Annotated in this window: 15 protein-coding genes; 11 read left to right on the top strand and 4 right to left on the bottom strand. The window is 63.5% G+C overall.

The window, feature by feature from the left end; all coding sequences use genetic code 11:
* The coding region (locus AC1RN0_RS18110) for a relaxase/mobilization nuclease domain-containing protein (RefSeq protein ID WP_492788865.1) at positions 1-1738 on the top strand (1738 nt) is incomplete at its 5' end.
* A 56-nt stretch (positions 1739-1794) separates the two neighbouring features.
* Here AC1RN0_RS18110 and AC1RN0_RS18105 read toward each other — a convergent pair.
* Positions 1795-2031: a hypothetical protein gene (locus AC1RN0_RS18105; protein ID WP_492788864.1), complete on the bottom strand. Its 237-nt coding sequence runs from the start codon at positions 2029-2031 to the stop codon at positions 1795-1797.
* Between the two features lie 445 nt (positions 2032-2476).
* Between AC1RN0_RS18105 and AC1RN0_RS18100 the strand changes: the two genes are divergently transcribed.
* From AC1RN0_RS18100 to AC1RN0_RS18080, 5 genes are all read left to right on the top strand, one after another.
* Positions 2477-3127 carry an AAA family ATPase gene (locus tag AC1RN0_RS18100; RefSeq protein WP_492788863.1) on the top strand — a complete coding sequence of 217 codons (651 nt, stop codon included), beginning with the start codon at positions 2477-2479 and terminating at the stop codon, positions 3125-3127.
* On the top strand, positions 3124-3390 hold the full coding sequence (locus AC1RN0_RS18095) for a ribbon-helix-helix domain-containing protein (protein ID WP_492788862.1): 267 nt from the start codon (positions 3124-3126) through the stop codon (positions 3388-3390). Before AC1RN0_RS18100 ends, AC1RN0_RS18095 begins: the two co-directional genes overlap by 4 nt.
* A gap of 50 nt (positions 3391-3440) precedes the next feature.
* Entirely contained in the window at positions 3441-4598 is a 1158-nt protein-coding gene (locus AC1RN0_RS18090; RefSeq protein WP_492788861.1) for a replication initiator protein A, read from the top strand.
* 677 nt (positions 4599-5275) lie between these two features.
* Positions 5276-5719: a hypothetical protein gene (locus tag AC1RN0_RS18085; protein ID WP_492788860.1), complete on the top strand. Its 444-nt coding sequence runs from the start codon at positions 5276-5278 to the stop codon at positions 5717-5719.
* The gene (locus AC1RN0_RS18080) at positions 5716-5931 is read left to right on the top strand and encodes a hypothetical protein (protein WP_492788859.1); all 216 of its coding nucleotides are present in this window, start codon (positions 5716-5718) and stop codon (positions 5929-5931) included. The genes AC1RN0_RS18085 and AC1RN0_RS18080 overlap by 4 nt, the downstream gene beginning before the upstream one ends.
* A gap of 15 nt (positions 5932-5946) precedes the next feature.
* Here AC1RN0_RS18080 and AC1RN0_RS18075 read toward each other — a convergent pair whose 3' ends face one another.
* The 3 genes from AC1RN0_RS18075 to AC1RN0_RS18065 are packed head-to-tail and all read right to left on the bottom strand — an operon-like array spanning position 5947 to position 8363.
* Positions 5947-6639, bottom strand: a complete 693-nt coding sequence (locus tag AC1RN0_RS18075; RefSeq protein WP_492788858.1) for a hypothetical protein — start codon at positions 6637-6639, stop codon at positions 5947-5949.
* Complete coding sequence (locus AC1RN0_RS18070; RefSeq protein ID WP_492788857.1) at positions 6636-8153, bottom strand: type IV secretory system conjugative DNA transfer family protein; 1518 nt, start codon at positions 8151-8153, stop codon at positions 6636-6638. Before AC1RN0_RS18070 ends, AC1RN0_RS18075 begins: the two co-directional genes overlap by 4 nt.
* Positions 8154-8363 (bottom strand): hypothetical protein, encoded by a 210-nt coding sequence (locus AC1RN0_RS18065; protein WP_492788856.1) that lies wholly within the window; start codon positions 8361-8363, stop codon positions 8154-8156.
* Between the two features lie 148 nt (positions 8364-8511).
* Here AC1RN0_RS18065 and AC1RN0_RS18060 point away from each other — a divergent pair, with 148 nt between their 5' ends.
* From AC1RN0_RS18060 to AC1RN0_RS18040, 5 genes are all read left to right on the top strand, one after another.
* Entirely contained in the window at positions 8512-9087 is a 576-nt protein-coding gene (locus tag AC1RN0_RS18060; protein WP_492788855.1) for a recombinase family protein, read from the top strand.
* A 1-nt stretch (position 9088) separates the two neighbouring features.
* Positions 9089-10483, top strand: a complete 1395-nt coding sequence (locus tag AC1RN0_RS18055) for a restriction endonuclease (protein ID WP_492788854.1) — start codon at positions 9089-9091, stop codon at positions 10481-10483.
* The gene (locus AC1RN0_RS18050) at positions 10483-11622 is read left to right on the top strand and encodes a DNA-methyltransferase (RefSeq protein ID WP_492788853.1); all 1140 of its coding nucleotides are present in this window, start codon (positions 10483-10485) and stop codon (positions 11620-11622) included. The genes AC1RN0_RS18055 and AC1RN0_RS18050 overlap by 1 nt, the downstream gene beginning before the upstream one ends.
* Entirely contained in the window at positions 11619-12029 is a 411-nt protein-coding gene (locus tag AC1RN0_RS18045; protein WP_492788852.1) for a thermonuclease family protein, read from the top strand. The genes AC1RN0_RS18050 and AC1RN0_RS18045 overlap by 4 nt, the downstream gene beginning before the upstream one ends.
* Positions 12030-12656: 627 nt before the next feature.
* Complete coding sequence (locus tag AC1RN0_RS18040) at positions 12657-13004, top strand: plasmid mobilization protein (RefSeq protein ID WP_492788851.1); 348 nt, start codon at positions 12657-12659, stop codon at positions 13002-13004.
* Positions 13005-13046: the final 42 nt, after the last annotated feature.

Below are 13046 nucleotides of genomic sequence, written 5' to 3'. Positions count from 1 at the left end.
AGCTGGAAACGGTCTGGGACCGTTACCTGCCGTGATCGTCAAATTTGCCGAGCACAGGCGCGGCGGCGCCGCCGGCCGAGGTGACAGCTTCACCGCGACGGCGAAGTATCTCCTCGACCATGACCGGCCGGAATGGACGGCGACCGAGAACCTCGGGACCGACAACCCGTATATGGCCGCTCGCGTCATGGCCGCCGTCAGCATGAATGCCGAAGAGCTTAAGGCGCGCGCCGGCGTGTCCAGGGCCGGCCGAAAGAAGGAGCACGGCGACGTGTTCCACGTCGTGGTGTCCTGGCCCGAAGGCACGAACCCCGACCAGGCGCACCAGGCCCAGGCCGTGCGCGACGTGCTCAAGCAGATCGGCCTCGATAAAGCTCAGGCCGTCCTCGCCGCGCACAACGACAACGGCTTTGCCCACGTCCACGCGATGGTCAATCTTGTGAACCCGGAAGACGGCCGGCTGTTCAATCTCGCGTTCAGCAAATCCAACGCTCAGGCATGGGCGCTGAAATACTCGTTAGAGCATGGCGACACGACCGCTCCGCAGCGGGAGGAGAACGCCCGGAAGCGCGCTGATAACCGTCAGGCGCACGACCAGGCTAGGGAGTCGGGAGCCCCCTCCCCTGACCTGAAACTGACCAGGGATGAGCGCAGCCTTTCACGCGCCGAATACGAGCGCATGAGAGAGGGCCGCGACGCCTTCTTTGAGCGTCAGAAGGCCGAGCGCGAGGCGCTTTGGGCCGGCCATTCCCAGGAGTGGGATGCAGCTAAGGCGCAGATCGCCGCCAACAAACCCGCGTATGACCGGGCCTTCCGCGAGGAACGGGCCAAGACGCGGGCGGCTGACAAGGAGGCGAACCGTCCCTATTGGCGCGAAGTGAAACGCCGGCAGGAGATCGAGCGCGCCCAAGCCCTCGCTATCGCCGCCCGGACCCAGGTTGAAGCCCGTCTCGCTGCCGATGCCGCCCGGAAGGCCACTAAGGCGGTTGTGAAGGCCGAGAAGCGCGAGGGAACGCTCCTCGGCAAGGTGGCGAAGATCCTCGGCGCTCAGAGCCTCCAGGAGGCCCAGGAACGGCAGGCGCGCGCCATCGAGGCCGCCAAGGTGGCCACGGCCCGCCACCAAGCCGCAGAGGCCGCGAAAAGTGCCCTCCCCGGCCGGCAAGACCGAGAGCGCCGCGACATCTACAAGATGCTTTCAGAGGCGAGCTTCCAGAAGGCCCTCGCGGGGATGACCGTCGGCCAGGTGGACCTGGCCCCAATGAAGGCGCGTCAAGCGGCCGAGAGGGCTGCGTTACGCGAGCGCCAGAACGCAGAGCGGCGCGAGGCTGGACTGCCCGAGTACAAGCCCAAGGCGCGCAAGCAGGACTTTAAGGTCATCCATGCGAAGACGCTCGCCCGAGAGCAGGAGCGCGATCGGGAGCGCGATCGGCAGGCCGCCGATCGGCAGCGTCGGGATCAGGCCCCCTCCCCGTTCGCGCGCGCCGCCGGCACGGCCAAGGACCAGGCCGAGCAGGATCGACGGGCGCGCGAGAAGCAGCGCGCCGTTCAAGAGCAAATCGCGAAGAAGACCGCCGCCCGCAGCGAGCGCCCCAAAGCGCCAGAGCCGCAGGTGTTCGGAAAGCCTGCTCGCCCGCGCTTCGGCCCTCCCCTGACCGAGGCCCAGCTAGCGAAGCGCCGGGAGCGCCGGGAACGGGAGCGCAGCACCCGAGCCCGAAACGATTTTGAAAATGAGCGCTAGCCGGGTGTGGGTGAAACCCCACGGAATCCCTCGCTCCTAGCGCCCTCCCCTGCGACCTACCGATTGAGCGCTTTGCCTCCAAGGAGGGTGATTAGCGAGCCCGTTGCGCCGGTGAACGTGAGCTTGCAGGTTTCGACCAGCGGCGAGATATGCTGCCAAGCGTCGTCAGGTGCGAAGCTGACGCCATACACGGTGAGCCCCACCATCCCCGTGAAGGACAGGCCGCCGATTGCGAGAACGATCTTCAAGACCTTCTCGAACAGCGCGTTACGGGATTTGTCGTCTTGTCTCATAGCCACACCGCCTGACGGCGCACACCCAAAGGCGCGCGTTCGATTAGCGACGAGTGGCCGGGACGCCCGACAAACGCTTTATTAGGACCATACCGAGCGCCGGGAAGAGCAGCTCTGAGCCCCATCACGTTGCAGGCAGCGCCTTACCCTCAGTTGGGACGACGCTTGGCTTAGGGTTAGCCCCACAATCGGGGTAAGCCCCTCACCGAATTCCGGAACCCCCTACCTTGGGGACCACACAGTCAGTGAATTACAATTATACATCGTCTGTACAGGCCTCGTGCGTGGGTAGTCCCCACGACCGTCCTGCGTATCCCCAGGGCGGCGGCCGAGGGCGATTATAGCGCCCGGCGCGCGATCATCAACCGGCGTTAGGAATACGATCTTTCTAGGTTGTTAACCGAATCTCCCTCACCCTCACATGTGAACATGTGGAGGCGTGGACATGCGAACCATTGCGATTTTGAGCCAGAAAGGCGGCGCGGGAAAAACCACCCTCGCCCTGCACCTGGCCGCCGCCGGCGAGGCCGCCGGCCTCGTGTCCTTGATCGTGGACATGGACCCTCAGGCGACGGCCAGCAAATGGGCCGAGTGGCGTCAGGGCCGCGCGCCGGAAGTGATCGACAGCCCCCCTGCCCTCCTGCCTCGCAAGCTCGCGGCGGCCGAGCAGCAGGGCGCGCAGCTGGTCGTGATCGACACCCCGCCCCACGCCGAGGCGGCCGCCTATGAGGCCGCCAAGCTCGCCGACTTGATCCTCATCCCGTGCCGGCCTCGCGCCTTTGACCTGGACGCGATCCAGATGACGGCCGCGCTCGCCAAGCGCAGCGGCAAGCCTGCCTTTGTGGTGTTCATGGCCGGGCCAGTCCGCGCCGCCAAGCTCTACGAGGAAGCCGGCGAAGTCGTCACCGGCTTCGGTGTCGCCGTCGCGCCGGTTGTCATCCCCGAGCGGGCCGGGTTTCATCACAGCACGGGTCAGGGCCGAGTCGCGGCCGAGCTGGACCCGAACGGCAAGGCCGCCGAGGACATTGCGGCGCTTTGGGCGTGGACATGTGAGCGTGTGAACATGACCACAAGTGAGAAAGTGAGGGCCGCATGAGCCGCTTTGCCAATCTAGCCACCAAGCCGGCCAATGTGTCGGCTCCGCCGCCCGAGGTCATCGAGGAGCGCAGCGCCGTCGCCGGCGTAGCGCCCCCGAGCCGGATCGGCCGCAAGGCCATCACCGGCTACTTCTCGCCGGACCTGTCCATGTCGCTGCACATCCTGGCCAGGAAGCAGGGCAAGAGCCTTCAAGCCCTGATGGGCGAGGCGTTCGACGATCTGCTGCGCAAGTACGGCGAACACCCCATCGGCGACCGCTGAACATGTCCGCGCGCCCACATGTGAACATGTCCGCAGGCTCACTTGAGAGCATGTCGGCAAGTGAACGTGCGGACTTTCCGAAGGCGCGGCAGCTTGACCTCTTTGTCGCGCCGCTTTCGGCCCCGTCGCTCCGCGATCAGCGCGAGACGATGGAGCGGCCGTTTTTCGCGCTCTCGAAAAAGCGGTTCACGTCCATCGAGTACAAGAGCCCGAAGGGCGATATCGAGGTGAAGGTCTCGCCCAACGTCAAGCACGGCATGGCGACGATCTGGGACTTCGACATTCTGATTTGGGCCGCTTCCCAGATCAACGAGCAGGCGCAGCGCCGGCGTCTCGACAAGAACGCGCCCGAGCCGTCGCCGACGCTGTTTTTCCAGCCTGCGGACCTCCTGAGGGCCATCGGCCGAGGAACCGGGGGAAAGGACCGCGAAGACCTTCGCGCGGCCCTGGCACGCCTCTCATCGACCTATGTCGAGACGAACATTCGTCAGCACCACCAACGGCGGAAGAGGGAAGGGGGCTTCACCTGGCTTTCGGCCTGGGATGAGGAAACCGACACCCGCACGGGCCAATCCAAAGGGATGAGCATCACCCTTTGCGAGTGGCTGTTCATGGGCGTTTGCAATCAGTCCATGCTGCTCCAGATCAGCGAGGATTATTTCCAGCTGACAGGCGGCTATGAGCGTTGGCTCTACCGCATCGCCCGGAAACATGCCCACGGCGCGCCGGACGGCTGGAAATTCAACCTTGCGACACTTCACGAGAAAAGCGGCTCCGATCAGCCGCTTCGCATGTTCAAGCGCGACCTCAAGAAGGTGATCGAGCGGGGCGCGATCCTCGACTATGGCCTGGAATGGATCGAGAGCGGGGAGGGGGGCCCGCAGCTGCGCGTCTATCCCCTACCTGACAGCGAGCGCAATCAGATCCTCGGGACGGTCCACGAGCGCCGCCAGGTCCGCAAGAAGGCCGAGCAGAGCCTCCTGGATAACCCCCACCAGTTCCGCCAGCTCGTGGACGCCCAGACGTGGCGCTATCTCTCGACCATGTTCCCCGACCTGGACCTGCCGGACATGTTCGCCCGGTTCGTGACCTGGTGCAGCCAGGAGGGCAAGCAGCCCCGCCACCCGGTCAAAGCCTTCGAAGGCTTCCTCAGAGAGCACCGGGAGCGCAACCGACCTGGTGCAAAGCGCAGAAACGCAGAGGTTTGAGGGTGTGGGTAAAACCCCACGCTTTGGCCGGATTCCGATTCCCGATTCCCGTCAACGCTCTGTTTTATGTCCACTTTTCCCTTTCAAGCATGGGGTTTCACCCACACGAGCACGGGGGATTACCCACGCAAGCGCGGGGTTTCACCCACACCAACCACGGGGGATCACCCACGCTCGGCCAGGAAATTAAGAGTCTAAGAGAGGCGGCTTTTCTGCGGTAAGTCAGTAACTTACAGAAGAGTTTGGCGGCTACATTTTGAGCCTCGCCGACGGCCTAACATTCATTCCTAACGTCAGTTAACCCATTCTAACGAGAGCCGCCCGCTGCGCGGACGGAAACGGCCTCGGCCTGCGGCCGAGAAATTGAGCGAGAGGAGGGCGCGGAGCGCCCTAAACGGTGTCGGCCTACGGCCGACGAGTCATCCAGTCCCTTTGCTCACAGCCTAGCACGGTCCTCAGACCCGAAACCGCTTCGCGGTGCTCCACTTCGTTGCGCCCCCTGCGGGGTTCTAGGGTCTTCCGGGCCGCGCCATTCTGGAGGCGTCGGGACGGGGAACGTCAGTTTAAGAGTTCAACACGCCTGCGGCGCGTCGAACAGGGAACTTGGGTGGGATTTTAGGGACTTTTCAGCCGGCCTTAAGCAACCTTTGCGAGTATGTCCGCGAGGAGTAAGGACAATGAGCGGCGTTCCGTTTCCGATGGTCAGCAAGTGGGCGTTCGCCTACCACCGAAAAGGGCCTTGTCGGCATCTAGACCTTGTCCGGGTCTATGCAGACAGCACATTCGACCAACTGCCGTATGCTTCAATCAACTTAGATCACCCAATCATTCTACTTAAGCCGGACGGATTGAAAGAGCGGCCGTCTCATATCGCCCTGGCTTGCGACCTGTTTCCCGAGCCGGACCTCTATGCATTTCTCGCGGCCGTTGAGAATCACATTGCGAGCGCGCAGCTTTGGGAGATCGAGGGCGGCCTTCTTTACGTGCTGCGGAGCCTTGAGCGCGGGGATTCACCAAGCCGAGTTATTCCGATAGACTACGAACACGCTCTAGGAACATTCGGAGGAATTAACTTTGAGCCCATGAATACATCAATCAACCAGAAGGAGCCCACACCATGACCGACAACAAGCCAACAGCCTACTTGAACCAGGTGTCAGGCGAAGGGAAGGGCGCGCAGTTCACCCGCGTTGCAGCCCTCTGGCCGACCAAGAACGGCGGCTATTCCGGCGAGATTCCCGCCGGCGTCCAGATCACCGGCCGCGTGGTCATCATGCCGGCCGAGAAGCTCGACCCACAGACCGGCGAGTATTTCGAAAAAGCCGGCGCGTAGGGCAGGGGGCTCGGCCTAGAGGTAGTAGCCCTTGCGGCTCCGCCTCTTCGAAGCGAGGCGGGTGGTCGGCGCTTTCAGCACCGTCATTATCTCGTGGTGTCGCGCGAGCTGCGCCCCTTCGCCGTGGTCGTCCATGCCGGATAGGCGGTAGGTCACGCCGTCTCGTACCGCTTCGAAATGTCCAGAAACACTGTTGACGAATTCGACACGGAGCGCCGCGCAATCCGGGATCGCGTGCTCTAGCGTAAACTGCACCGTGTCTTTCGATTGAACAATCGTCGGCAACTTCGACTTATGGTCTATGGCGCGAGCGTAAAACGCCTTTCTGTCCCGCCAGGGAATATAGATCGGATCGGAAACGTAGACGTGTGCCACGCCGTCTATATTGACCAATACCCGGAAGCGGTCAGCAGATTCAGCCTCTTCGAACTGGTCAGCCAAGCGCCAGATCAGCCACGGGACCAAATTTGTTACAACCACAGGAGCGAGAACCAGGCCGAAGGTCCAGGGTCCGACCTGGTCATATGAAACCGCAACTACCCCGATGATGTAGGCGGTGATGAAGCCGAAGAAATTGAAGGCCAGGAACATGCCGACGACGGCGAGCGTGACAGGGCGAACATACCGAAAATCGGCCTGGGCATGTTCCTGCGCGACGACCGACGGCCCCAGGGCCAGGACTTGTGAGAGAGTAGGGCGCTCAGTCACTCCAACAGCTCCCAGAACACCCGATCTACGACGAACGGCAGCGCGCCTGGCACTCGGACGAGCATCAACCCCTCGACCGGCGTTTCACCATCGGTGCGGCGCGCGAATTCGAGTGCGACCTCGGCCGGCGTCATCAGCGCATGCGCGCGCGCCTCTTTTCGCTCGCCAGGATCACCCGAGAGAAGGCCGGCCTTCGTCGTCGTGTGCTTGTTCGTCACCTCTATTGTGGTTTCGCCGAGCTGCTTGGACACATACTCGCAAGTCGTCAGGTCGGATACGCTGAACACGGTCAGAAGGCCGGCATTGCCGAGGAAGGTCTCCCAGCCTTCCTTGTAGTGCCTTTTCAGCTGCGTCAGATCCTGGAGAACGATCCAGAGCTTGAGTTGGAAGCCGGCCATGTAGGCCGAGGCCTGTTCGATGGCGCGCATGTGACCGAGCGCCGCGAACTCCTCGAGCATGAAGAGAACAGGGAAGGGGGGCTTTGTTCGTTCGCGCTCGAGGGCGGCCACGGCCAGGTTCAGGACCAGGCGCAGCCACCGCGCATGTGTTCCCATGCGCGCCGCCGGTAGGCAGAGATAGATCGTCGTCGGCGCTCGCTTCAGATCGGCCAGCTGAAACGATGATTTTGACAGGCATTCGGCGAGGGGCGCGCTTTCAAGGAAGGCGAGCTGATTGCGCGCGGTGGACAGGATCGACGCGCGCTCGCGGGGGGACGTTCCCAGCATCCCGTTGCCGGCGTTGCGGATCACAGCCTCAACGTCGTCGCCCCGCCCGCTATAGTAGGCCAGGGCTTCCCATAGACCCGGCTCCGGGCTCTCGTCGTCGTCGTCAGGTGAGCCCGTCGCCGCCGCTGACAGGAGACGGGGGAGCAGCGCCACCGAACAGCCATCGGGGCAACCGCCGTCCAACATCCACAGGAGAAGCCCCCGAAGCACGTTTCGCGCGCTGTCCGTCCAATGGGAATTGTTCTCGCCCTGCTCCTGGATCAGCCCTTCGGCGATCAACGCCGCATCGTCCACCCACTCCCGCCGCAGGGCGGGGGTATGGGTCGCCGCTTCCTTCAGATCGGCCAGGGGGTCAAAGAACGACAGCAGGTCGTCAGAGACGCCCGAGACGCCCCAGGGATCGAGGACATGGACCGCATGGCCCAGGCCTTCGGGATCGGCCCTCCAGGCCGCCGTGTCGCGCGCCAGCTCGCCCTTTGGGTCGATAACCAGCACCGACCCCGGATAGAGCTTGAGATTTGGGATCAGCAGGCAGGCCGTCTTGCCCGAACGCGAACCGGCGACCGTCACGATATGGCGGTCATCCCCGACGGCGATCATCCGCTGATCGACCCGCCCAACAAAGATTTTCCCAGGTTCGTACTCGAGCTCCTCGTGATCCAGCGTCTCAGCTTTGGTCCAAAAATGGACGCCAGGAAGGGCCTCTGGGCCGGTGTCAGGAATACTGTCTGGGCCACGGCCTCGGGGAGGCGTGAATTCAGTCTCGGGCAGGCCTTTGCGCAGATGCATCTAGGCGGGCTTGAACTTCGGGCTCCCGCCCATCGCTTCCAGCCGGTCGAGAACCTCTTCCGTCTCGTCGATGATTTTCGTCCGCTCGTCGTCAAACTCGCCGCTTGCGCCGAAACCCTTGATCCAGGCTTGGCGGGCTTCGGTGTCAGAAATCCACTTCAGGCGCAGGGCCAGGGCGTCGAGTCGGTCATTGAGCTGTTGTTCGGTCATCGCGTTTCCTTGGTCTGCACAGACTCCAGCGATACGCGAAAAAGTTAATGCCGCCAAAGGCTCAAAACCGGACGGTTTTGAACCCCTGTTTGTGGATAAGTCGAATCAATGACTTCCGCGAATCAAAACCGGGGGTCAAATTCATCTCATGCTCATTGGCTATGCGCGCGTGTCGCGCGGCGATCATCAAGACCTCGCCGCGCAAGCCCGGACTCTGACCGAGGCCGGCTGCGATCTGATCTTCCGGGAGGAGGGCTCAGGGGCCGATCTGGCGCGCCCGCAGCTACGCCTAGCCCTTGACCGCCTCGGCCCTGGAGACGTGCTGCTCGTGTGGAAGATGGACCGGCTCTGCAGGTCTCTCCGCGATCTGCTCTTCACCTTGGAAAAGATCGACGCTGCAGGGGCGGGTTTTCGCTCGATCACCGACCCGGTGGACACCACCTCGCCGTCAGGCAGGCTGCTGATGCAGATGCTCGGGGCGTTCGCCGAATTCGAGCGCGAAATTATCCGGGAGCGCACCGTTCACGGCCTGGAGAACGCCAGAAGAGCCGGCGTCATCATCGGCCGTAAACCAAAACTGAAGCCGTCGCAGAAGGCGGAAATTGTTCGCATGATCGAGGAGGGCAGGGGGACCACCACTCACGCCGCCAGTTTGTTCAACGTATCGAAGGCCACGGTTAAGCGGGTGATCGCCGCGCACCGTGCCGAAGCAAAGGCGGCCTGACATGGCCCAGAAAAGTGATCTTCCGTTCGGCAGTGAGTTTTCGCCCTCTCAGGTGGTGCTTCCCCAGCTGCTGGAGATCGTGGAGCGCCACCAGGGCGACCCGAAGGGCCTGGAAGTCGAAATCCTGGCAACCTACTTCACCAAGCACGGCGCGACGGGGGAGGGCGACCTCGGCGACTACAACCGCGCGAAGCTGGCGAACAACTGCAAGCTCGGACTCATCGCCTACGGGCTGATTGACCGAAAGGCCAACTTCACGGTCGTCGGCCAAGCGCTCTACAACGTCCGCGAGGACGAGCAGAGGCTCTATGACGACCTGGCGCGCCATATCCTCCTGAACCTCAACGGGATGCGGCTCGTCCAATGTATCCAGGACATGACGGCCGCCGGCGAAGAGGTGAACCTGACCACCTTGCGCGACGGCCTGGCCCAGCGTGGCCTGCATTACCCCTCGGGGGGCAAGCACCCCAGCATGATGCGCCTTTGGTTGCACAAAGCCGGCGTCATCATCGGAAGCCGCTGGCAGATCGCCGACATTCGCCTGCGTGAAGTGCTCGGGACCGGGCCGGAAGAGTTCGAGGCCCTCGCCGGCTTCACCGCTGAGCAGCGCGCGTTCTTGCGCGCGCTCGCCAATACCGGCGTGACCGAGCCGCAGCCGGCGAACGCCATCGCTGCGCTGGCCACCGTCACCTACGGCGTGAAGTTTCCCGAGAAGAGCCTTCCTAAGCTCGTGCTCAACGCGCTCGTTGAGGCGGGCTTCATCACCGCTGACAAGACGACCGAAGGGCGCGGCGCGAAGCCGTTCCTCGTCGCTCCCACTGACAAGCTCGTCAAAGAAATTATCGAGCCGCTCCTGCAACAGCTGGCGGATCAGATCGACCCGAAGCTGATGGCGCTTTTGAAGCGCCCGCTCTCAGACATTCTGGCCGAGATCAAATCGCCTGACCGCTACGTCGCCGGCCTGGCCCTAGAGGCGCTGGCCTTCAAGTTGATGCGGCTGCTCGACGTGACCTATGTCGCAACCAGGTTGCGGGCAGAGACCACGGGCGGCGCAGAGATCGACCTGATCTTTGACAGTTCGCGCCTGATTTTCTCGCGCTGGCAGGTGCAATGTAAAAACACCGGCCGCGTGAGCCTGGACGATGTGGCGAAGGAGGTGGGGCTCACTCACTTCCTCAAGAGCAACGCCATCATCGTTGTGACGACCGGCGACATCGGCAGTCAGGCCCGCCGCTACGCCAACAAGATCATGACCGATTCCAACCTGGCTATCGTGATGATCGACGGCGGAGATCTGGCTCGAATCGAAGCCAGTCCCGCCGCCATCGTCGAGGTGTTCGCCCGTGAGGCGCACAACGCCATGACCCTGAAAACCATTGATCCAGAGGGGCTGTAATGGCGACCCAGAAGAAGCCCCGCGAGTTTTTTAAGACGGACCTCGGCCGCGTGATGCTCGGCGACTCCCTCGACGTGTTGAAGAACACGAAGGCGGATTCCGTCGACCTCATCATGACGAGTCCGCCGTTCGGACTTGTCCGCAAGAAGGAATACGGGAACGTCGACGCCGACCTTTACCTGGATTGGTTCAAGCCGTTCGCCAAGGCCTTCAAGCGCGTCTTGAAGGACAACGGGAGTCTCGTCATCGACATTGGCGGGGCCTGGAATCAGGGTGAGCCGACCCGCCACCTGTATCATTTCAAGCTGCTCATCATGCTTTGCGAGGAGTTCGGTTTCCACCTGGCTCAGGAGTTCTACTGGTGGAATCCGTCGAAGCTGCCCTCGCCGGCCGAGTGGGTGACGGTGCGGCGAATTCGGGTCAAGGACGCGGTGAACACCGTCTGGTGGCTGTCCAAGACGCCTTGGCCGAAGGCCAGCAATCGGCGCGTCTTGCAGCCTTATAGCCCCTCGATGCAGCAGCTCCTGACGAACGGTTATCGGGCCAAGAAGCGACCCTCCGGCCACGACATTAGCGAGGGCTTCGCGGTGGACAACGGAGCGGCGATCCCGCCGAATCTGCTCGCGTTGCCGAACACCGAGAGCAACAGTTTTTATATTCGCTACTGCCAGGAAAAGGGCCTGTCCCCCCACCCGGCCCGCTATCCGTCCGAGCTGCCGGAATACTTCATCCGCATGTGTACCGACCCGGGGGACATGGTTTTTGATCCGTTTGGCGGCAGCTGCATCACGGGCGAGGTCTGCGAAAAGCTCTCCCGTCGCTGGGTGTGCGCTGAGCTGCGCGAGGACTATCTGCAGGGCGCTGTTGGCCGGTTTGCGCGCGAGCTCGTGCCTCAGCAAAAGGCCGATCTATCCGAGGATGGAAACTTCTATCGCGTGGCGCGGCCCGGCCTGCTCTGGAATGGCGCTCACGACCCTAAGCTCGACCAGGAGGGCGGCCGGAAGCGCATCAAGAAGGAAGCTGCGCCCGCCCCGCCGACAGCGGAGATTGAGCCCCTGCCCTTGCCGGTCAAATCCCCGAGCAAGGCCAGGGTGCGACCCGCGTCGGGCAAGGAGCCGAAGATCGCGCGCAGCGCGTGACCTGGTGGCGCATAGCCGCGGCTGTTGCCCTACTGGCCGCCGCGGTTCCTGTCAGCGCCGCCCAGGCTCCAACCGTTGAGATCGTCGCTCGTGTGATCGACGGCGACACCTTCCAGCTCGTGACGGGTGAGCGGATCAGAGTCGCCGCCATCGACGCGCCGGAATCGGTTCGCCACCAGGCCCGCTGCGCGGCTGAGGTTCGCCAAGGCTTGGCCGCTAAGGCTCAGGCTCGCGCCTTGTTGGAAGGCCGTCGCGTCCAGGTCATCCGCATGGGGCGCAGCTACAATCGCACGGTTGCCCGCGTGGTGATCGGCGGGCGTGATTTCGGTCAGATGATGATTGATCGAGGCACGGCGCGACCTTGGCCGAAGGGCCGGCCAAAGCCGGATTGGTGTTCCGCTCCCTGATCCTTGGTGGGCCCCTGAGCGACCTTCCCGGCAGGTGGCGCGAGCGCAGCGAGCGCCCCCTGCCCTGTTGCCGGTCCTGATCCTCGGAGCCGCCCCGTCGCGTGAAGGACCAGGCGCACGGCGATTGAGGCTAGCGGTCAAGGATCGGCCGCAGGCCGACCGCCACGCGGCGCGCAGCGTCCTTGATCGACGGCCGCGCCGTGCGACCCTTCACTCATAGCGAGGGGCAATCCGGGGAGCACTTGCACGACGCCGCCCCCACCCTGTTTGTTGAGATCGACGGGCCGCCGCGCGCGCTTCGCCAAGAGCCGGCCGAACGGGTTTGCGGGTTTAAGTCATGTCCCGCTTAACCGGGTTTTGGCTCTGGCTCACCCCCGGAGCCTAGCGGCAGGCTCCGCCGGTCACGCGCGCGGCGATGGAAGAGTCCCGTCGATCAAAGTCTGTGTTCCCACCCATGGCGGCGCAGATTCAGGTCGCTGCAATTGTAGCTATTTTTCACCGACCCTTAGATTGGATTGGATAGCGTGGAGAGGCTTGAAGAGAGCAGGCCAGATGTGTTTATGTTTCACATAAACTCTGGCAAGGGGCGGGCAAGCGTCCCCCTTTGAACCCCCCGGAGGTGCGGCGATGGCACGACCGAAGCAGGATGAGCGAGCGGCCCGCAGCCAGCACGTCGCCGCCCGTTTCACGGCCGAGGAACGCGCCGCCCTGGGCCTACGCGCCGCCGAATCGGGGCTCACCCTTTCCGACTTTGTGCGCGCCGCCGCCCTTGGCGCGCAACCCCGTCGCCCCGCCATGCCGGCAGGGCCGGCCGGCGTCCTCACGGCGGACGAGTTGCGCGAACTCAACGCCATCGGGAACAACCTCAACCAGATCGCCCGCGCCCTGAATTCTGGGCGGGCCGACCCGGTGAGCGATGACGTGCGGACCGCCCTCGCCCAGCTGGAAACGGTCTGGGACCGTTACCTGCCGTGATCGTCAAATTTGCCGAGCACAGGCGCGGCGGCGCCGCCGGCC

This window comes from Caulobacter sp. GW821-FHT12F03 (assembly GCF_058806855.1).
Note: the sequence above shows the minus strand (reverse complement) of the source record. Positions and strands in the feature narration are given on the sequence as shown.